Source organism: Rhizomicrobium sp. (assembly GCA_037200985.1).
Taxonomy (GTDB): Bacteria; Pseudomonadota; Alphaproteobacteria; order Micropepsales; family Micropepsaceae; genus Rhizomicrobium.
The window spans coordinates 665,947-686,430 of the sequence record JBBCGJ010000001.1; the positions used below are offsets into that span (position 1 = coordinate 665,947).

At 59.1% G+C, this 20,484-nt stretch carries 17 protein-coding genes; 14 read left to right on the top strand and 3 right to left on the bottom strand.

From position 1 onward, the window contains the following. Nucleotides 1-6: 6 nt before the first annotated feature. The 9 genes from trbL (at nucleotide 7) to WDN01_02950 (ending at nucleotide 10,007) form a co-directional block, all read left to right on the top strand. Nucleotides 7-1,356, top strand: a complete 1,350-nt coding sequence (gene trbL, locus WDN01_02910; protein MEJ0024955.1) for a P-type conjugative transfer protein TrbL — start codon at nucleotides 7-9, stop codon at nucleotides 1,354-1,356. Continuing rightward, nucleotides 1,357-2,040: a conjugal transfer protein TrbF gene (gene trbF / locus WDN01_02915; protein ID MEJ0024956.1), complete on the top strand. Its 684-nt coding sequence runs from the start codon at nucleotides 1,357-1,359 to the stop codon at nucleotides 2,038-2,040. Between the two features lie 14 nt (nucleotides 2,041-2,054). Then, nucleotides 2,055-3,065, top strand: a complete 1,011-nt coding sequence (trbG, locus tag WDN01_02920; GenBank protein ID MEJ0024957.1) for a P-type conjugative transfer protein TrbG — start codon at nucleotides 2,055-2,057, stop codon at nucleotides 3,063-3,065. A gap of 5 nt (nucleotides 3,066-3,070) precedes the next feature. Next, on the top strand, nucleotides 3,071-4,285 hold the full coding sequence (locus tag WDN01_02925) for a TrbI/VirB10 family protein (GenBank protein ID MEJ0024958.1): 1,215 nt from the start codon (nucleotides 3,071-3,073) through the stop codon (nucleotides 4,283-4,285). A 12-nt stretch (nucleotides 4,286-4,297) separates the two neighbouring features. Then, the gene (locus tag WDN01_02930) at nucleotides 4,298-4,555 is read left to right on the top strand and encodes a DUF2274 domain-containing protein (protein ID MEJ0024959.1); all 258 of its coding nucleotides are present in this window, start codon (nucleotides 4,298-4,300) and stop codon (nucleotides 4,553-4,555) included. A 35-nt stretch (nucleotides 4,556-4,590) separates the two neighbouring features. Next, on the top strand, nucleotides 4,591-4,905 hold the full coding sequence (locus tag WDN01_02935; protein ID MEJ0024960.1) for a DUF736 domain-containing protein: 315 nt from the start codon (nucleotides 4,591-4,593) through the stop codon (nucleotides 4,903-4,905). A gap of 442 nt (nucleotides 4,906-5,347) precedes the next feature. Beyond that, a complete protein-coding gene (locus WDN01_02940; GenBank protein ID MEJ0024961.1) occupies nucleotides 5,348-6,733 on the top strand; it encodes a Fic family protein in 1,386 nt (461 codons plus the stop codon). Then, nucleotides 6,730-8,493, top strand: a complete 1,764-nt coding sequence (locus WDN01_02945; protein MEJ0024962.1) for an ATP-binding protein — start codon at nucleotides 6,730-6,732, stop codon at nucleotides 8,491-8,493. Before WDN01_02940 ends, WDN01_02945 begins: the two co-directional genes overlap by 4 nt. Further along, nucleotides 8,490-10,007 carry an ATP-dependent helicase gene (locus tag WDN01_02950; protein MEJ0024963.1) on the top strand — a complete coding sequence of 506 codons (1,518 nt, stop codon included), beginning with the start codon at nucleotides 8,490-8,492 and terminating at the stop codon, nucleotides 10,005-10,007. The genes WDN01_02945 and WDN01_02950 overlap by 4 nt, the downstream gene beginning before the upstream one ends. A gap of 79 nt (nucleotides 10,008-10,086) precedes the next feature. Here WDN01_02950 and WDN01_02955 read toward each other — a convergent pair whose 3' ends face one another. Further along, nucleotides 10,087-10,278: a hypothetical protein gene (locus WDN01_02955; GenBank protein ID MEJ0024964.1), complete on the bottom strand. Its 192-nt coding sequence runs from the start codon at nucleotides 10,276-10,278 to the stop codon at nucleotides 10,087-10,089. Between the two features lie 106 nt (nucleotides 10,279-10,384). Here WDN01_02955 and WDN01_02960 point away from each other — a divergent pair, with 106 nt between their 5' ends. Next, nucleotides 10,385-13,228, top strand: coding sequence for a hypothetical protein (locus WDN01_02960; GenBank protein MEJ0024965.1), 2,844 nt, complete (start codon nucleotides 10,385-10,387; stop codon nucleotides 13,226-13,228). Here the strand turns inward: WDN01_02960 and WDN01_02965 are convergent. Then, nucleotides 13,188-13,886 carry a glycosyltransferase gene (locus WDN01_02965; GenBank protein ID MEJ0024966.1) on the bottom strand — a complete coding sequence of 233 codons (699 nt, stop codon included), beginning with the start codon at nucleotides 13,884-13,886 and terminating at the stop codon, nucleotides 13,188-13,190. The two genes, WDN01_02960 and WDN01_02965, sit on opposite strands and share 41 nt — an antisense overlap. Before the next feature lie 1,092 nt (nucleotides 13,887-14,978). Between WDN01_02965 and WDN01_02970 the strand changes: the two genes are divergently transcribed. Next, entirely contained in the window at nucleotides 14,979-16,037 is a 1,059-nt protein-coding gene (locus tag WDN01_02970) for a hypothetical protein (GenBank protein MEJ0024967.1), read from the top strand. Here the strand turns inward: WDN01_02970 and WDN01_02975 are convergent. Further along, nucleotides 15,949-16,674, bottom strand: coding sequence for a methyltransferase domain-containing protein (locus WDN01_02975; GenBank protein ID MEJ0024968.1), 726 nt, complete (start codon nucleotides 16,672-16,674; stop codon nucleotides 15,949-15,951). The two genes, WDN01_02970 and WDN01_02975, sit on opposite strands and share 89 nt — an antisense overlap. A gap of 236 nt (nucleotides 16,675-16,910) precedes the next feature. On the opposite strand from WDN01_02975, the gene WDN01_02980 reads away from it, so the two are divergent. The 3 genes from WDN01_02980 to WDN01_02990 all read left to right on the top strand — a co-directional run bounded on the left by WDN01_02980 (nucleotide 16,911) and on the right by WDN01_02990 (nucleotide 20,465). Next, a complete protein-coding gene (locus WDN01_02980) occupies nucleotides 16,911-17,543 on the top strand; it encodes a hypothetical protein (GenBank protein MEJ0024969.1) in 633 nt (210 codons plus the stop codon). A 328-nt stretch (nucleotides 17,544-17,871) separates the two neighbouring features. Further along, nucleotides 17,872-19,929: a DUF6328 family protein gene (locus WDN01_02985; protein MEJ0024970.1), complete on the top strand. Its 2,058-nt coding sequence runs from the start codon at nucleotides 17,872-17,874 to the stop codon at nucleotides 19,927-19,929. Beyond that, nucleotides 19,926-20,465: a nicotinamide-nucleotide amidohydrolase family protein gene (locus tag WDN01_02990; GenBank protein ID MEJ0024971.1), complete on the top strand. Its 540-nt coding sequence runs from the start codon at nucleotides 19,926-19,928 to the stop codon at nucleotides 20,463-20,465. The genes WDN01_02985 and WDN01_02990 overlap by 4 nt, the downstream gene beginning before the upstream one ends. Nucleotides 20,466-20,484: the final 19 nt, after the last annotated feature.

The following is a 20,484-nucleotide window of genomic DNA, read 5'->3' on the forward strand; positions in this document are numbered from 1 at the left end:
ACGGGCGTGAACAATCTCAACGTCATCGACAACTTCATGCAGACGTTCATCCGCTACATCGACAGCGGATTTGGGCTTCTGCAAGGTGATGTGGCGGCGCTCACGACCGTCCTGATCGGCATCGATATCACGCTCGCGGCTTTATTCTGGGCGATGGACGGCGAGGCGAACGTCCTCGCCCGTCTCATCAAAAAGGTTCTCTATGTCGGAAGCTTTGCCTTCATCATCAACAACTTCTCGACGCTCTCGACGATCATTTTCAATTCATTCTCAACCCTGGGACTGGACGCGACCAATAGCGGCCTGACGGCGGCCGATCTGTTGCGGCCCGGCAAACTCGCGGGAACGGGGTATCAGGCGGCCTATCCGCTTCTTCAGCAAGCTGGCACGCTCATCGGCTTCACCACTTTCTTCAGCAACTTCGTGACCATCGTGGTCCTGCTATTCGCTTGGGTTGTTGTTATCCTTTCCTTCTTCATCCTCGCCATTCAGCTTTTCATCACGATTCTGGAATTCAAGCTGACGACGCTGGCCGGATTTGTCCTGGTGCCCTTCGCGCTGTGGAACAAAACGGCGTTTCTCGCCGAGCGCGTCCTCGGCAATGTGGTGTCGTCGGGCATCAAGGTCATGGTGCTGGCCGTCATCGTCGGTATAGGCACGACGTTCTTCAGCCAGTTCATTTCGGCGCTCCAGGGCCACCCGCCAAGCCTGTCCGATGCCATGTCGCTGGCGCTCGCGTCGTTGTCGTTATTTGGACTTGGGATCTTCGCTCCCGGCATCGCAACCGGCCTTGTTTCCGGTGCGCCGCAGCTCGGCGCGGGTGCGGTTCTTGGGACAGCCGGAGCGCTCGTTGGCGGCGCGGCGCTTGCGGGCGCCGGCGCGGCCGGGGCCGGACGCTTGGTCGGAGGCGCCGGCATGAGTGCGGTTCGCGCCGGGACGGCGCTGACATCCGGAGCCTCGACGGCCAACCAGCTGGCCCAGGCGACGTCCGGCGAAAGCGGCGCTGCCGGTGTTGGTGCCGGATTGGCGGGCGTGGCGCGCGCCGGGGCCGGTGCTGTCAAAAATGCCGCTCAAGGTATTGGCGAGCGGATGGCATCGGGGTTGAGCGACAGTGCCCAGGCCGGGCGCGATGCCGCCTTCCGGGCCACCGGCGGCACGCGATCGGGCCAAGCCGCCAACGAGAACAAGGCGGGCGGAGCCCAGTCCGCGACATCGGGCGGAGCGCCCGACTGGGCGCGCCGGCTGCGCAGCGAACAGCGCATGCGCGCCCATGCCCATGCCACGACCCAGGCCATCAAAGAGGGCGACCGGCCGGGCGCCGCCGCCACGCCAGACCTCGACCAGCGGGAGAGCTAGATGTTCAGACGGACCTTGCAACGCTACGGCCAGACTTCGGAAGCCATCACACCCTATCAGCGCGCCGGCCAAGTGTGGGACGACCGCATCGGCTCGGCGCGGGTTCAAGCCCGAAACTGGCGGCTCATATCCTTCGGGTCGCTGAGTCTCGCATTCCTGCTGACGGGAGAAATCGTCTGGCAGTCGACGCAGAGCCGCGTCGTGCCATACGTCGTGCAAGTCGACAAGTTCGGCGCGGTACAGGCCATCGGCCCCGCGGTCCAGAACTATACGCCGACCGATGCGGAGATCGCCTGGTATCTGGCGCGCTTTGTGACTGACATTCGGTCGCTCTCGCTCGATCCGGTCATCGTTCGCCACAATTGGTTGGAAGCCTACGACTACGCGACCGATCACGGCGCCGTATTTCTCAATCAATACGCGCAGACCAACGATCCCTTCAAAGCCGTCGGCCAGCGCACGGTATCCGTGCAGGTCACCAGCGTGGTCCGCGTCTCCGACAATTCGTTTCAGGTCAAATGGACCGAGCAGACCTTTGAGCACGACACGCTCGCGAAGACGGAGCGCTGGACCGCGATTCTCGCCGTCGTGACCAAGGAGCCAGCCACGGCCGAGACGCTCAGGAAGAACCCGCTCGGGCTCTACATCAACGGCGTGAACTGGTCGCGCGAACTCGACAGCTAACCAAGGAGAATTCCATGAACTATCTCGCCCGAATCGTCGTGTTGCTGCCGCTCTGTGCGATCGCGCTGTCCGGCTGCGCCAGCGCCACCTGGCTGCCCTCGTTTCTGCAGAAAGATCCGCCGTTTCAACAGGCCGCAATCGCGCCCGATGCCCCGCCGATCGTCCATACGGTGCAGATCGTGCAGCCGCTTCCGCTGCCCGGTCAACTTCAGCCGCCGCCGCGCCGCGCCACCCATGTCGCCCGCCCGCCAAAATCCCGCGTCGAGTCCGCAAACCAAGCTGCGCTGCTGGAGCCGACCAGCGAGGGCTACATCAATGCGATACAAATCTATCCCTATTCCGAGGGCGCACTCTATCGGCTCTATGCCACGCCGCAGGAAGTCAGCGACATCGCCCTGCAACCCGGCGAAAACCTGACCGCGATTTCGGCCGGCGACACGACACGCTGGGTTGTCGGCGATACGACGAGCGGATCGGGCTCGAACAAGCAGGTCCACATCCTGGCAAAGCCTTTTGCAGCCAACCTCAGAACCAACCTCGTCATCACGACGGATCGCAGGAGTTATCACCTACAGCTCGAAAGCACGGACCGGACCTACATGGCGGCGATTTCCTGGACTTATCCGCAAGATGGCCTGGTCACGGAGAGCCGCGGCGGGGGCGCGGTCGCGCCAGCGCGGCCGGCTGACAACATCCCGGCGCTCGACAGTCTGCATTTCGACTATGTGATCAGCGGCGACAATCCGCCGTGGAAACCGACGCGCGCCTTCGACGACGGCACGCACGTCTATATCGAATTCCCGACATCGCTCAATCAGGGCGATGCGCCGCCGCTGTTTGTTGCCGGACCCGGTGGCAGCAGCAACCTCGTGAACTATCGTGTTCGCGGCAACTATTACATCGTCGATCAACTCTTCCAGACCGCCGAATTGCGTCTCGGACAGGACCATCAGCAGATCGTCCGTATCAAACGAACGGGCGAGCTGCGCACGGCCGATGCCAACCGCAACCAGCAGGCCCGGTGAGCACCATGAGCGACGCTGCTATCAATCCGGGTGGTCCGCCGAAACTCGATCCGGAGTCGCTTGTCCTTCGTGGACGACCGAGGCCGGTCGCCCGCATCAAGCGCCATGTTGTGATCGGAGTCGTCGGCGTCGCGGCCGTCGGCATTTTTGTCGCGACGTGGCTTGCGCTCAAGGCGTCGCCGCTCGCGAGACCGGCCTCGAACGAAGAACTCTACAACATCGACCGGAAGCCCACGGCGGACGGTCTCGCGGCATTGCCGTCCGGTTACGACAAGATCAAGCCGGCTCTCGGCCCGCCGCTACCGGGAGACTTAGGACCCGCGGAATTGCGCGCGCGCAACAATCTCGGCGTGCCAGTTGTCGGAGCAGCGGGTGAGAACGATGCCGCCCGCGCGGAGGAACTGCACCTGGCCCAACTCGCCCGTCAGGCGAACGAGGGCAATGTCTTCTTTCAGGCGGGGGCTGGTCACGCCGGAACAATCGATCCGACGACCACAGCGTCGGGCGGTTCCACGCCGACCGCTGACACCACAGTCGCCGGCGATCACGTCGCGCTGGACCCGACGCGCGACCCCGGTGATGTGCAACGCAAGCTTGACTTCGTCAACGCGCATGATGATCGCAGCGTTTACAATCCGCATGCGATCCAGGATCCGGTGTCGCCCTACGAAGTCATGGCGGGCACGTTGATATCGGCCAGCCTGATTACGGGATTGGACTCCGACCTCCCGGGCCTTGTCGTCGCCCAGGTCACACAGAATGTCTATGACACGGTCAGCGGACAAACGCTCATGATCCCGCAGGGGTCTCGGCTGATCGGCAGCTATGACAGCGTTATCGCCTTCGGCCAAAGCCGCGCGCTTGTCGTGTGGCAGCGGATCATCATGCCGGACGGCTCGTCTATCCAGATCGACAATCTGCCCGCGACCGACGCGCAAGGCTATTCAGGTCTCGAGGATGATGTCGATTACCACACCTGGGCCCTCATCAAGGGCGTGGCGATCTCGACCTTGCTCGGCGTCGGCACCGAACTGTCGCTGAGCGGCCAAAGCGACCTTCTGCTTTCGATCCGCGAGTCGACGCAGGACAGCGTCAACCAGGCCGGCCAACAGATTACGCAAAAGAATCTGAACATCCAGCCCACGATCAAGGTGCGGCCGGGCTGGCCTCTGCGCGTCGTCGTTCACAAGGACCTGGTGCTGCGGCCATACCGCAGCTGATGGAATGTTACCATGTCGAACCTGAAGCTCGCAAAGCTCCCCGACCGGAAGCCAGTCAAGATCACGATCACCGTGTCGGCGGAGTTGAGCGCGTCCCTCCAAGCCTATGCAGCGACCTATCGCGAAGCCTATGGCGATGAAGAGGAAGTCAGCGAGCTGATCCCCTACATGGTGGAGCAATTCCTGGCGGCCGATCGAGCGTTCGCAAAGTCGCAGAAGGCGAGTCCCGTCCCGCGGGCGAATGGCGCGCGCGAGGCGCGGGACAAGTAGTTTAGTTCGCAGCAGCGGCAACAAAGGAGAAGATCATGGCTATCATCGGCACATTCACACCCACGAAAGACGGAGGCTGGAGCGGCGCTATCCGCACATTGACCATCGACGTCAAGGCGAAGTTCGTCCCGAACGACAATCGCGAGAATGACCGTGCGCCGGCATTCCGCATTTTCGCCGGCCGCTCAGAACTAGGAGCGGCGTGGGCGCAGAGGACCAAAGACGAAAATCCGCGCGACTATCTCAGCGTCCAGATCGACGATCCGAGCCTTCCCGAACCGATATCGGCGGCGATGTTTCACGGCAGGGACGGCGAAGAGGCGCAATTGGTTTGGAATAGAAGGCAGTAAAAAGCGCACCAGAAAGGATGTTGCATGAGACCCGAAGTTAGCGCGCCCGCGGGCGCAGCCAGGAAGTTCGCCGGTTCTACCGTTCCCTTTTCGGAGCGGCCGACATGCACGATCGCCGAGGCCTGTAGCGCAGTCGGATTTGGAAAGACCAAGCTCTACGAACTCATCGATGGGGGAGAGGTAGATAGCATTAGAATTGGCCGGCGAAGGCTTGTTCGAGTGCCCTCGCTGCTCCAATTTCTTGGGCCCTCGAAGTAGAGGTTTCGCGACAGGTCGGGTCTGGTCGGTTTTGATCCAAATCGGATATGGATACGGCCGCGGCTTTGCGCATTCTTTGCGCAGGTTATAGTTGCGCTTACAAACTTTCGTTGCGCATATGCCTTGATAGTTGCGCATAAAAATGGTTTAGTTGCGCATAGATTCTACGCGCAACGAGGGCTGAGTGGCAAAACGAATCCCGGACGAAGATCTGCTGGCGATCGAGTCGGTCCTGCGGCGCCATCCGGGCGGTGCGTCAGCCCAGCAAATCCAGGCCGAACTCAGCCCTCAAACGCCCCAGCGAACCCTGCAATACCGGCTCCGGTATCTGACCACTCATGGCCGCGTAGTGCGGGACGGCGACGGCCGCTGGGCCAAATATCACCTGCCGGTAGCCGCGCCGAACGCCGCTGATCCGACGGACCGAGACGATGCGATCATAACGGTCTCGGAGGCCGGCAGGGATATACGGGACTATATGCGCCCGCCGCCGGAGGCACGCAAACCAGCCGGCTACAATCGCCACTTTCTCGATGCCTATCGCCCGAACGTCACCGCCTATCTGTCGGCGGCAGAACGCGCGCATCTGGCACAGGTGGGAGGCGCGGATGTCCGTGAGCAACCAGCCGGCACCTACGCCAAACATATTCTGAATCGGCTTCTGATCGATCTGGCGTGGAATTCGAGCCGGCTCGAAGGCAACACCTATTCGCTGCTCGATACCAAACGCCTCATCGAACTGGGAGAGGAAGCACAGGGGCGCGAGCATCTCGAAGCCCAGATGATCCTGAACCACAAGGATGCGATCGAATTCCTGGTCGGCAGCGCCGAGGAGATCGGCTTCAATCGCTATACGATGCTCAATCTCCATGCGCTGCTGGCGAATAATCTGCTGGCGGACCCAGCAGCGGCGGGCAGGCTTCGGCACATCGCGGTCGGCATCGAACGATCCGCATTCCATCCGCTCGAGGTGCCGCAGCTGATCGCCGAATGTTTCGATCAGATTCTCGCCACGGCGGCCGCGATCAAAGATCCGTTCGAGCAGGCGTTCTTCGTCATGGTGCAGCTTCCCTATCTTCAACCCTTCGACGACGTGAACAAACGCGTGTCGCGCCTCGCGGCCAATATTCCGCTGATCAAAGGCAACCTCTCACCGCTGTCTTTTGTCGACGTTCCCCGGGCGACCTACACCGAGGCGGTGCTCGGCGTGTACGAGTTGAACAAGGTCGATCTTCTGAAAGATGTGTTCGTATGGGCCTATGAGCGCTCGGCAGCGCGCTACGCCGCGGTCCGCCAATCGCTGGGGGAACCTGATCCCTTTCTGCTGCGTCATCGCACTCATTTGCGCGAAGTCATCGGCGAGATCATCCGCAGCCGCATGAACAGAAAAGATGCTGTCGCCCATATCGCTGCCTGGTCCAGGAACAAGATCGCTCCCGCGGACCGGTCGCGCTTCACCGAGGCGGCGGAGAGGGAATTGACGAGCCTGCACGAGGGAAATTTTGCGCGGTATCAGATTCGGCCGTCCGAGTTCGCCGCATGGCAGGAGATTTGGGGAGGAGCGCGATGAGCGCACCTGGATCACCAGCTTCGGCGCCTGCGATCTATCGCTTCTCGATCGAGCGCTTTCGAGGAATCAAATCGCTCGTCTGGCAGCCGGCAAAGGGTGTCAACGTCATTCTTGGCGGCGGCGACGTTGGCAAGACGACCATCCTGGACGCAATCGGCCTGCTGCTCAGCCCCGTCAACCCGGCTAATCTTGCCGATACCGACTATCACGCGCGCGACATCGCGGCGGGCTTTTTGATCGAGGCGGTCATCTCTCTGCCGCCAGGCAGCGGCATCAGCGATCAGTTCAAGCCGTCTTGGCCGTGGGAGTGGAATGGTACGGACGTCTCGGTTCCGAGCACCGACGACGACGGCAACCCTCCCGGCGATCCGGTATATCGCGTGCGCGTGCGGGGCACCGAGGATCTGGAGCTCATTTACGAGATCGTGCAACCCGATGGCTCGACCGACGGCTTCCCGGTTGGGTTGCGCCGTTCGATCGGGCTGGTGCGACTGAGTGGCGATGACCGAAACGACCGTGACTTGCGGCTCGTGCAAGGCTCGGCACTCGACCGGCTGCTCTCCGACAAAGGCCTGCGTTCGCGCATGGCGAGCGAGTTGGCTAAAAGCGATGTGAAGAGTGAACTGACGGATGGCGCGAAGAAGGCGCTCGAAGATCTCGACGCGGCCTTCAAGGCCAAGAGCCTACCGGCCGGACTCGATCTCGCCATCACTGGCGGGCAGGGTCCCTCCATTGCATCGTTAGTCGGCCTGACAGCAGACCGCGACGGCACGCCTCTGCCGCTCGCAAGCTGGGGCGCAGGAACGCGTCGGCTCTCCGCTCTCGCGATTGCCGAACAGAACCAGGGCGAGGCACCGATCACGATCGTTGACGAAGTCGAACGTGGGCTCGAGCCTTATCGCCAGCGAACGCTCATGGACAAGCTGCAGGCCGCCAAGTCGCAGGTATTCGTCACAACGCACAGCCCGGCAGCAATCTCAGCCGTGTCCGAGGCGGGCGTTTGGTATGTCGATCCTGCAGGTAGGATCGGGGCGCTCGATGCCCTCAAGATTGCGCGACATCGCAAAGTCGATCCCGAGACGTTTCTGGCGCGTTTTGCGGTTGTCGCCGAAGGCGCGACGGAAGCCGGCCTGACCGCATCTTTGCTGGAGCGGGCGCTGGGCGCGGCGCTGGAACAACACGGCGTGCATGTCACGGATGGCGGCGGGCACGAAAACACGTTGGGCCTGCTCGAAGCGCTGGCCGCGGGCGGGCTTCGCTTTGGTGGGTTCGTCGACGACGAAGCCAAGCATCCGGAGCGCTGGGCGAAGCTCGCCGCGAAGCTCGACAAGCTGCTCTTCCGTTGGCCTTCGCTTTGCACCGAAAACAATGTGATCGCGACCATACCGGACGACAAATTGGAAGCACTGATCATCGATCCGAAGAACGAGAAGACCGGCATGCGTTGCCGGACACTGTCCGAGCGTCTGGGCATCGCGGACAAGGATTTCGCGGCGCTCAAGGCAAAAGCGGGAGACGGCTTCCGGGCGCTCATCATCGAGGCCGCACGGGGCTCGGTGCCGCCCGGCAAGGAAAGCGAGAATAAACAGTACAAGGCGCATGCCGGGACATGGTTCAAATCGATGGAGGGTGGGCGCGAACTCGCAGGCAAAATTTTCAGCCTCGGCGCCTGGCCGGTCTTGAAGCCGCAACTGCTGCCGTTCTGCAACGCAGTCCGGAAGGCGATCGACCTGCCGGACGTCGCGGACTTGCCGCCTTGAGCGACGAGACCGTCCGCGCAGCGCTGCGATCCGACGTTCCGCTCGTTCTGGTCGAGGCGCCGGCCGGCTGTGGCAAGACGCACCAGGGCGCTGATTATGCGCACGAGGTTGCACCGTCCGTCCTAGGCCGGCTCCTCATTCTGACCCACACGCATGCCGCCTGTTCGGTCTTCGCCGAACGAACGCGAATCGGCCAATCGCGCGTCGAGATTCGCACGATCGACAGCCTTATCGCGCAGATTGCGACAGCTTATCATGTCGGGCTTGGTCTACCCGCCGATGCCACAGCCTGGGCGCGGCGAAATACGGACGGCTATGCGCAGGTTGCTCTGAAAGTGGCGAGTCTATTGGCGCGGCGCCCAATGATCGCGGCGTCCCTAGCTAAGCGTTATCCGGTCGTGATTTGCGACGAGCATCAAGACTGCAGCGGCGACCAGCACGCCCTGGGCATGGCGCTGCTGGCACACGGATCGCGGCTTCGCGTGTTCGCCGATCCGATGCAACGCATTTACAAGGAGAAAGCGCTCGCCGGTTCCAGCCCTGGCTGCGACTGGGCTGCCCTCACAAAGAAAGCGCAGGCCTATGAGCAGCTCGATACACCACACCGCTGGGAGACGGGTTGCCCGGAGCTCGGAAAATGGACCTTGCAGGCGCGCGCCGCACTAATGTCCGGCGGAAAAGTTGATCTCCGCAATGGATTGCCGCCGAGCGTCAGCGTGGTATTTGCCGAGAATCAGGCGCAAAGAAATCTGGAATATCATCTCGCAACCGCAGATCGGAAGCCGATCGATGCGTTCGAGAAAGCGCAGACCTCGCTCCTTGTGTTGACCCATCACAACGACACGGCGCGCTCGTTTCGCGGGTTCTTCAACCGGCGCCTTCCCCTTTGGGAAGGTCATACGCGCGCCGCCTTGGAGGGGCTGGTGGACGCTGTCGGTGCTCAGCACGGCGATGCGCCGATGCTCGCTGCTGCGGTCGTTACGTTCATGAACGACGTTGGCAAAGGATTCAGTCCGTCTGCCTTTGGCGATCGACTCGAGAAGGAAGTTCGTGACGGCTGCACGGCCCGAAGCAGGGGCAAGCCCGCGATCATCCAGGAGCTTGGCCGGTGCCTGCTTGCCGATCCCGATCATCGGGGTGTCGCCAACATGCTTCGCCGCCTTGCGGAACTGAAACAGTCGAATGGAGACTTCGCGGACATCGAAATGGACTGTCACAAAGAGTTCTGGGATGCGGTCCGGCTGGGCGCGTTCGACAGTATCGACGAAGGGCTGACCGAGATCACGCATCGCCGTACCTATTCAAGGCCAAAGCCGCCGGATAAGGCGATCAGTACGATCCACAAGGCCAAGGGACTTGAATGCGGCAGCGTCATTATTATGCCTTGCGATGCCAAGACGTTTCCCGAACGGCCGGACGCGCGCTGTCTTCTGTATGTTGCGCTCAGCCGCGCCAAGAGCCGTCTCTTGCTTGTCGTGTCGCGCAACGCTCCGAGCCCGCTCCTAGCAATTTAGGCGGCAATGCCAAGGACTTGGCGCGCGTCCCCGTATACAAAATCTGCGAGAATGCCGGACGCCGATCGATCGTCGCTGCTCAGCTGAGGTTCGAAAGATTTTGCCGGCCCCAGTCATGGGAATGCAGTTGTTCGCCGCCGAGCAGATGTAGGTTCAGATGATAGATGGTCTGCGCGCTATCGGAACTGGTGTTGATCAACGGCAGGAAGCCGAACCGGTCAGTATGCTTCTGGCGCGCGAGCTTCACCGCCAATCCAGCCATCTCAGCCACGACTGCCGCTGCCCGCAGAAACGGGGGTATCGTCCAGAGTTGGCATTTCGGGTTTGGCTGGACCCGCGGTGCTGGCAGCGTTTGTGCCGATAACTTGGAATTATGTATGGCGAGACTACTCCTAACCGGAGACGCGCCGCTTGATCGAAATATTTTTTATGACCCTTCGGAAACTGTTGGGGCGCTCCTTGCAGCCGTTATTGCCTTCTTTCGCGGCGAAGGTACAGCTCATCTTCTGTTGAGCGCCGGGGAAGGATTGAATTCAAGACAAATTCTCTTGAAGGCTCTTCAGTTGGCGCCTTCATTGCTCGGCTTCGATTTACGCACTTTTTGGGTAAGCGCGGCGCGCGGAGATCGGCAGGACGATGTTTTGAAGCAAGTCTACCGGCACCTTTCGAAAACGTGGCTCGAATATCTGCCAATCCGAAGCCTCAGCCCGGATATCAATTTTCTTGAAGAAGCGACCGAACCTGGCCGCCACGTCGATCGCATCCATTCGATCCTATCGCGACTTTCGTCTAGCAATCTCGTATTTGTCGCCGATCTAACTAAGTGGCGCTCGGATCAGGAGACTACACGCGATTATCGCGAAACGCTTGAACGGATCGCATCGCGCACACTCGTTAGAAATTGCTTATTCATAACAATTGTTCACCAGGCACAATCGCGGCAGGCTAAGGGTAGATCGGGCATTATCGAGATCCCCGAAGTCGAAGCCCGGTTTGAAAAAAGTCTGAACAAACTCCTGAGAGCGCGTCGTCGGGGAAACGGCGAATTGAGGAGTCTCCCATCTCAGCGTGTGCAGTACGAACGCATATTGGCGCCATGGTACGCATATGGCCGACCGATCGCAGGATCACGCTCCGAATTTCTTACGGAGCAGATACCCGCGACGGCAGATACCATAAAGCTATTGCTCCAAGAAGATCTGATCTATCCCTTGATAGCGGACGGCTATTCTCTGACGGTCGACGGGCTTCAAGCCGCGTCGCACGATCTTAAAGCGGCGCGCCAACAGGCCAGCCAATTAGCCGACATAGCGCCAAACGTATTGCGAATTATGGACTTCATGCCGCCCGAAAGGTTATCCGAAGTGCGATCTGATGTTCAGCGACTTCTCAGCAATGACCCAACGCCGTCCACACTGTTGAGGATGATTGCTGCCGTCATGGCGCCTGAATCTGGTGCCGCGGAATGGCAAAGCCGCCTGCTCGAATACCTGTCGGCGCCAAAAACACTCCGACAGGATTCGGAGCTGGTAAGAAACGGTTCATACTCGCGCATCGCCATAAATTATCTCGGCCAGGCTCTTCTGGCGAATGCTCATAAGCTCGACACCGCCCATTTTCACGCATTCGAGACAATTTCTTATCTTTATGCCGATTCGATCGTCAACAAGACGGATGTTCACCCGAGCGATATCCTTGAAGCCTCTGGCTGGGTATACAATATTGGGTACGTGTATGACCGGGCGCACGCGCTCGAACGCAAGACATCGATTTCCGCTCGGAAAAAGCTGCAAAGCGATGCGGCGGCTCTGTACGCGCTGACCAGAATCTACGATGCACCTCTAGGCATGCGGTTGGAGGTTGGTTTTCTAAAAGGTCTGTATCAGTACAACATCGGGGCATTTTCCGAGTCCTCCGATACATTTTTGCTTGCGTTGCGCGAGTCGCTCGAAAACGGTTCCACAACGATAGATTCTGCAGACGATTTCGATTTATCGGCAGGGGAATTAGCGCCTTCGCTGTTTACCAACGCACTGCGATCCGCTGAATCATGCCCGCCCGCAAAACGCGCGCAAATCTTCTTGTATCTGCGCCAACTTGACAGGCATTTCGTCCATCGCTTCGGATTTTCGATATTCAACGATGTTGTTAACTCTACGGACAATGGCGGAAAAGCCTCCTTCCGTTCCGAGCTATGGAATTTCTCGGCCAGCAGCAAACCGGACCTGGGAATCGTAAGTCACACGGCAGCGTCTGGGGACACCGCCTATTTGGGTTCTTTGATATTTCGCGAACTTAATCTCTCGGTTCGCTGCTTCTCGCCGGATTCGTTGGATGCGTTACGAAAAGTAGATAGCGATGCGCGGTATCCGTTATTGGTTTCGGGAGGTCCGGAATCTCGCTTCGGATTGGGGGATTTTATCACTGAAATGGATCCTTCAATTAAATCTCTTTTCCAATTTATCAGCAGCGGTCCCGTCGGAATTCCAATTGAAATAGCGACGAGAAGGCCCTCTCGCACTGTATTAGCAACTTGGTCGCTCGGCGACAGTGTTCGCGCAACTCGCCGTTGGATTCGCAACGCAAAGGAGACACGCATGTTAGATGGCACGATCGTTCAGCAACTGCTCGACAATCCGATTGTTAGTTCAATAACGTCAAAGGTGGGCGTCAAGATCATCGACCGCTTGGTCGACGCGGCAGTTTCAGCGATCTCGAAGCGCATGACCAAAATTGGTGCGGATGTCGAGAACGACATGGCCGCGTTGAAGGCACGTATCGAGCCCGTTTTTACTGCCAAGCGAAATCAGTCGATGTCTGGCGCTTCCCCTCAGCGTGTAGCCGAAGAGGCGCTGTCGAAAGTCAGCACATTGGAGCAGCGCGCGTTGCTAGAAACCTTGAGCGGAACGCAATGGATCGTCGTTCTCGAAGACGCCCTTGACCAGCTGAGAGCTTCGAGCGTTTCTTTGGCCGAACTTCAGTCGATTCTCGAACTTCTACTCGGCGTCGCCACAAGTGCCATGGTCGAAGGATTTCGCGATGAGCGACGCCGACAAAAGTTGATCGGCTTTCAATCGGCGTTTCGAGAGTTCATCTTCGAAACGGACAATATGTCCATTCGCGAACAGGCACGATCTGTCCGTAACAACGAATTGGTTTCCGATCTAATGACCCGTGTCTTCACGAGCTCAACGGCATTTTTGAGTTTTCTTCGCGAGTAGCAAGCCCTGCGGCATCAAGCAGAAGATCGATCGTGTCGGCTGCCATTTTCAGATACTGTGAATGCGGTCGCAGGTAATCGACGACAGGCTCGATTTCATGCACCCTGATATCATAACCTTTGGCCAGCGCATTGATGTGAACTGCTGTATCAAAACCCCATCCGTCGCCAAACTTATTGAAGTCGATACCAGACTTGTCGACCAGATACATTCCCGAATTTAGTAGAGCGACATGCTTTAGTCCGTGAAAATAGCGGTCGACGAACGGCTTGATCACGAAATAAGTCATCGCCCAGTACTGTTGATCGTGCGGCCATTGCCCTGAGACCAGCGACGCCTCTCGCTCGCGCGTATTCCAAAAGTCTTCAATCCAATGAGATTGGGTATTCAGAATATCGGCGTCAATTTTGAAAACCCATTTTGTCTCTGCTGCGGAAAAGCCGGCTTTCAAGGTCGCTCCGAAACCTGGCACCGAGCAATTGACAACCCGTGCGCCAGCCTTTGTCGCAAGAAGCGCAGTGTCGTCCGTGGAAGCATTGTTAGACACGATGACTTCGCGGACGAGCTTTGATTTCATGCATTCATGCACAACTTTCGATATCGTTCCGGACTCATTTCTGGCGGGAATGACCACCGTGATCGGCGCCGTACTGACCATCGGTAATTCCAAGTTATCGCTAGAAGCCCCGTGCTAAAGATAACCCAAGGTTGTCGGCAAGTACAGATCAGACCAGGGCGCGCATAACGTCCGCCCGTTCTAGGGCGCTCCGGAGGGCGGCGTCGCTGACGTGCGTGTATATTTGAGTCGTAGCAATGCTTGCGTGGCCGAGAAGGCGTTGAACAAACCGAATGTCGACTCCGCCCTCAAGCAGCAGAGTCGCGGCGGTGTGACGTAACATGTGCGGTGTTACTCGGCCGAGGCGCCCGCGGCGGGCCACTGAATGGAGCCTAAGGCGAAGACATTGCGGCGTGAGCTGCCGACCTCTGCGGTTTCGAAATAGGGGGGCTGTCGCTCGGTCAGGTTCGGGCAGGGTCCGAATGTGCGATGCCATCACCTTGCGGACACGACTGTTTGCGATGATGACGATCCGCTCGCGGGCGCCCTTGCCGTAGACGCTAATTTCACCGGTGTCCGGTCGTATGTCTCTTACCCGCAAGGAACAAAGCTCGGACACGCGGAGTCCCGTTGCTGCCATTAGTGCCAGACACAGGTGCGTCGTGTCTTCGCCCGGCACTAGGTCGGATTGATGCGCGCGAGCGTTATCGAGCAATACGCGCAGTTCGTGGCGGGGAATTGCCTTCGGAAGCCTCGTCGGCATCCGAATTTTCAATTTCCACGCGCCAAATGCTTCCAGCGCAAGTGCTTCATCAGTTGCGTGAAAGAAGGCGCGAACCGATGCAAATTTGCGTTTGATCGTTGCCGGAGAATACTTTGGATCCTCCGCAATCCTGATCACGCAGTTCCGCACCGAGGTAGCCGACGGCATCTCTCCGCGTGGCATCAATGCGTCAAACTGGTGGAGGTCGTTCTCGTAAGCGTCGAGTGTATGAGACGAAAGCCTACGAACCGACCGACATCGTTCCAAATAACTATCAATCTGACTACGCAACGCACCCATCTAAACCCCCAGCTTTCAAGGAGAGGGGTATCAGCAGCACTTTAATTTGAGGTTCCTAGCCAACCCTGAGGGGCACGATCTAACGATAACTGTCAATTATGGAGAGCTTTAGGTCCGTTCACGAGTTGCGTATGTTTGACCGCACTGCATCGGGACGGCGCGATCTGAATGCGGCGCTAGCCATTTTCGCACGCAACACTTCGCCCCTCATCCGCACGCAGATAAATCAGATTCAAGAGAAATTCGAGACGCCGGAGAGTGCGACGGGCCGCTTTTACTACGCCGGCTTCTATGCCAATGACTGCATCGTCGGCTTCAATATGTTCGCATACTATCCGCGATCGCGCGTAATCATCGTGGATCACATGGCGCTTGAGCCGGAGCATCGCCGACATGGCTCTTTTTACATTTTCGCATCTCTACTTCAGCAATGGATTTTGACGAATATCCCTGACGTCTCATACGTGGTGACCGAGGTCGGCGTCGATCCGGCATTCGATCACGGGGACATAACAGGGTCGCTTCTGGTCCGCCTGCTGCGCCAAGTTGGCTTTGGGCGCGTACATGTGAAGTACTATCTTCCGAACAACGAGCCGAAGATCTATCAGAAGAAATTCGAGGCGGCACTGATGTTGCGCGGGCTGAACCGTGTTCCTCAGGTCCGGGCCGAAGACCTGATAGATATTGTAAAGGTCATTCTATTTGAACATGACCTAACTTGGTACCAGGACTACTTCGGCGATTTTCTGCCGCGCTATAAAGCCCATCTCTCAGAAATCCTGGCTGACATTCAGCGCCAGGTGGAGCACGAGCCGACGATCGAGGTGAACGGAGACGCTTATGATGAACTGGGCGGCCCGGCACCAATCGCGAAGTCCGTTCTAGGCCTTCCGTTTTCGGCTTTAGGTCATTCCGTCCTCTTTGTCGTGATGCTCGCGGCTGTGACCCTCGCATCGTGGTTTCTTGGCCTTGGCCAAGGCGTCATGGCGTTCACCTTGATCGTGGTACTGGCATATGCAGGACTAGCCGCCTTGTCCGAAGCCCGCGCACTGAACGTCTTCGACAGGCTGGGTAAAGTGACGATCGATCTGGTCGAACGCCTCAAGCCGACTTCCGGCAAAAAAAGAATCCATTATCGGCAAACTCGCCGATCCCTGGTATCAAAGTCAAAGGACGATCCAGCCAGCTAAACTTTGCTGAGAAATTCGAGTTCCTTGTGATTTTGTACGCCAGGGCGGATGCGATGTGGGAGTAGTCGGATGCCACAATCTCGAATCCAGCCGCCTTAAGAGTCCGCAAAACATTCTTGCGGCTATACATCCAGAGTTGTTCGTCGCCCTTGTAGAAGGTGCTTACGAATGCCGCATCGGACCGGTACTTCGGGCTGAACAACAGCTCGAATGTATTGGAGAGCTCCACATGCAACAACATCGGAGCGCCGTGGGCCGCCACGCGCGCCATCTCAATTACCAGTTCGACAAGCGAGCAATAGCTTGCTACCGCACCAACACAGATTACGGCGTCGGCGCATCCGTCGGCGAGCGGCAATTTGTGCGCATCTGCGCACACGGCCAAAGGCTGTCCGACCAAGCGATCGAAGGCGAAATCGACTTGGATATATCTCGAACACGAAACATTCTGGCGAATTCCACCAGATCCTATGTCGATGACGACATCGGGATTGTTTAGCAGCGCCGAAAATCTTTCGATGGCGCGTTTGACGCGCGTGAGCATATACGCATGCCACCGATCTTCGTCCGAATAGATGTCGGCGACCGCATTGTATTTCGCCTGTACGCGAGCCGAGTAGTCGGCCGGTCTCTCCATAATTGACAGTTATCGGTAATTTGCCCCGACACAACTATACCTTGCATCCGTGCGCGCTGCTAGTATTCGTTTGGCCCGATTTGCCAAATGACTAAGAAGCTAGCGCGCATCACCTTGGCGCCGTGTTGGAAGGCTTGCTAGGTCCACTGGTCCGCAATCTAGTTCTGAGCCTCTCCGCCGAACAGGCAGACTGTAGGTTACAGCCGAGGTGACGCTGAGTGGTACGAGACGCGGGCATGGCTATTTCTGCACACGACTATCTGGCGATTGCCAGGGAGGCACAACGTCAGGACACGCGCACCGTGATCGCGTACCTTGATCAGATTTTGCCATTCCTATGGCAGGCGGACTACGAGGCACAGGCACCGGCCACGTCAAACCTACTAACGATCACGTTTGGCGGCCGCCGTCCAGGTGAGCCTTTCTGTCGCTATTTGTTTGATCAAGCGAGTGCCAGTTCGGGTACATCCCTTGTCGAGGATCGGGTGGTTGCAGCGTGGGGGATCAGCAGGCATGTGCCGGCCGCGAGTCGGAACCGCTCTCGGATGCACGGTTTTCTGCGGAGCGTTTGGTCAACGGTCTACCCGGGCGCGGACCGCGGGCATTTTCTGGCCCACACCCTCGGCGGCGGGCTCGATATCAACCTGTTCCCGCAATCCAAAAGGGTGAATCGCTCCGGTCTATGGCGGCAGATGGAAACTTACTGCAGCCGGAATCCAGGGACCTTCTACTTTGTCCGGCCGCTCTACCAGAACGGCAGCTGGATTCCATCCGAGCTGGAGTTCGGTATCTTCAAGACTGTAAGCCCAGATCCCTCGGAGTATTGGGGTCATGTGTTTGTGAATGATATGCTATCTGACAAGGCGTGAGGCGTAGTAAAGAAAGCGGCTCAATTGTTTGGCAAGAAACATGTTTCGGAAACCGACGCGGCACTGTAAAATCTTCATGATGATCGTGGTCGTTCGTTATTGAGCTCGACCAGCCGCAGAATTTCTGGGTACGGCCTGGGTACAGTAGCTTTTCGTAGGAGACAGAATTGTTGGATGTCAGCAGGTTACAGGGCTTTCGCGAGTCCTCTTCTGGGCACCAGGAAAAATTCAATTAAATCAATCGCTTAGTTGAAAACATAAGCCGTACACGGATGAATAAGAAAGAAATCTGCCAGTAAAACCAGGCTCTTGCTATCCAGCCCATAAAGTGGGTTCGAGTCCGCAAACGGGATTCAAACTGTCTCACGACCATCGAACCACGGTTGGCTTCAGCACGGGTGTCTTGCCGCCGCCTTCGAACATGTTGGCGATCTTCGGCACGCCCTTCAGAACGAGGCGCGCCATTCAGTTTCCCGATCAGGCGCGATTTCATGCAATCAAATATGTGAAGGGGTTGATCGGAGCACTCGAAAAGCGCGATGTCCCGATATTAGGCGATACGCGTGTGCTCTCTGTGCAGGAAACCAAAGACGGTGTGCGGCTTGAAACGGAAGGCGGCTTTGACGTCCGCGCCCAGCATGCCGTCATCGCGACCAACTCGCCGGTCAACGACCTCGTTGCGCTTCACACCAAACAGGCGCCCTACCGCAGCTACGTCTTTGCGTCGCCTGTGCAAAAGGGCCGGGTGCCGGATGCGCTGATTTGGGATACGGAAGACCCCTATCATTATGTCCGCATTCAGCCAGGCGAGACGGACGATCTGCTGATCGTCGGCGGCGCGGACCATAAGTCCGGCACCGAAGACGACGCTGGGCAGCGCATCGAAGGCCTCCGGCACTGGGCTGAGACACTGTTCGGGCCCTTGGCGGCGCCGGAATACGCCTGGTCCGGTCAAGTCTACGAACCGGTCGACCATGTCTCCTTCGCCGGCCTCAACCCCGGCAGCAAGCGCACCTATGTCATCACCGGAGACAGCGGCGAGGGCCTGACGTCCGGTGTTGCCGGCGCCCTTCTTATCGCGAGCGCGCTGGAGGGTCATGCCGATAGGGAGACGGAAGAGCTCTACGACCCGGCTCGCAAATCGCTGCTGGCGATCGGGACCTTTGTGAGGGAGAACGTCGACGTCCCGATGAACCTCGCCGAGCATCTCACGGGCGGAGAGGTTGCGAGCCTCGATGCGCTGAACCCGGGCGAGGGCGGCCTCGTGCGGCGGGGTCTCGAGAAGATCGCTGCCTACCGCGACGACGCCGGCGAAATCCATTGCGTCTCGTCCCACATGCACCCATCTGGGGTGTGTCGTGCACTTCAACAGTTTCGAGCGCTGTTGGGACTGCCCGTGCCACGGGTCGCAATTCGGGATCGACGGCGACGTTCTGGCCGGACCGGCGCGAATGCCGCTCCGCAGGATCGAACCCGACGAATGAGCCTTCAGCAGACGCTTCACACCGCTCTGGACGAACTGCGCATGCAAATGCTCGGCACGCAGGTCCTGTTCGGCTTCCAGTTTCAAGGCGTCTTTCAGGAGGGATTTCCGAGCGTGCCTGCCGCCGCGAAGGCGGCCGTTCTTGCCGGTTTCGCGCTCATTGTCGTCACGCTGGGGCTTCTCGTGGCGCCCGCGGCACAGCACCGCCTCGTCGAAAGGGGCATCGCAACGCGTCGCGTTCTTTCCGTTGCAAACCGCTTTGCGGAACGCGCGCTCGCGACATACGCGCTCGCGATCGGCTTGGACGTGTTCGCCGTGGCAGATGGGTATTTCGGCCAAGGTCTGTCGGCCGCCGCCGCCGCTATAGCGGTCCTTACCGCCGTCATCCTTTGGTATGCCCCCGGTTTCTGGATTCGCGCAACGAGAAAACAAAGGAAGCCCGCCATGCCGGAGAAAGAAGAGCCGCAGCTTCACGAAAAGATCGACCAGATGCTGACCGAGTCGCGGGTGATCCTGCCCGGCGCGCAGGCGCTGCTGGGCTTTCAGTTCGTTGTCACCATGACAAAGGCATTCCATGACCTTCCGCCGTTCGCCCAGGACGTGCATTTCTGCGCGCTGGCGCTCATCCTCCTCGCAGTGACGTTGCTCATTGCGCCCGCCGCGGTGCATCGTCTCGGCTTCGGGGGCGCGTTCGTCGAACGGATGCATACCGTCGGCTCCGCCCTCGTTACCGCAGCGCTCGTGCCGCTGGCCGCCGGCATCGCGGCCGATCTCTACGTTGCGTTTGGAAAGGTCGCCCCAGGACCGCTCGCGCCGGCCGCGGCGATCGCCGGGTTCCTTCTGCTTGTGACGCTCTGGTACGTATTGCCGCTCTGCATACGCGCGACGCGAGCCGGGCGGTGAGTCACGCCTGTATTCCAAAGGGTTTGGTACGGGCGGCAGCGCGTGCGCTCAAGGCGGCGATGCAAAAGGGTCTCACCATCGTGACGGCGGAGTCCTGCACGGCGGGCTTGATTGCTGCGTCGCTCTCGACGGCGGAAGGGGCCGGCAAGACACTGCATGGCAGCTTTGTGACCTACACGAAGGCCCATAAGACGCGCGCGCTTGGCATTCCGGCGAAACTGCTCGCCAGGGAAGGTAGCGTAACGCGCCGCGTGGCGGCGGATATGTTGCGTGGCGCGCTGCGGCACTCTCCGGCCGATATAGCGGTCGCCGTGACGGGCGTGTTGGGTCCCGAACCGGACGAAGACGGCAATCCCGTCGGGCTCGTCTTCATCGGCTGTCAAAGGCGCGGGGCGCGCCCGAAAATATTGAAGAAGCGATACGGCAAGCGCGACGCCGACCAGCTCCGCCGCAAGACGGTCTGCGATGCCTTGGCATTGCTCGAAGATATGATGGGATTCAGGCCGTCTCAGCGGCGTGGCGAACCGCGACCGTAGGGGCTAGGTGCTACCTGAT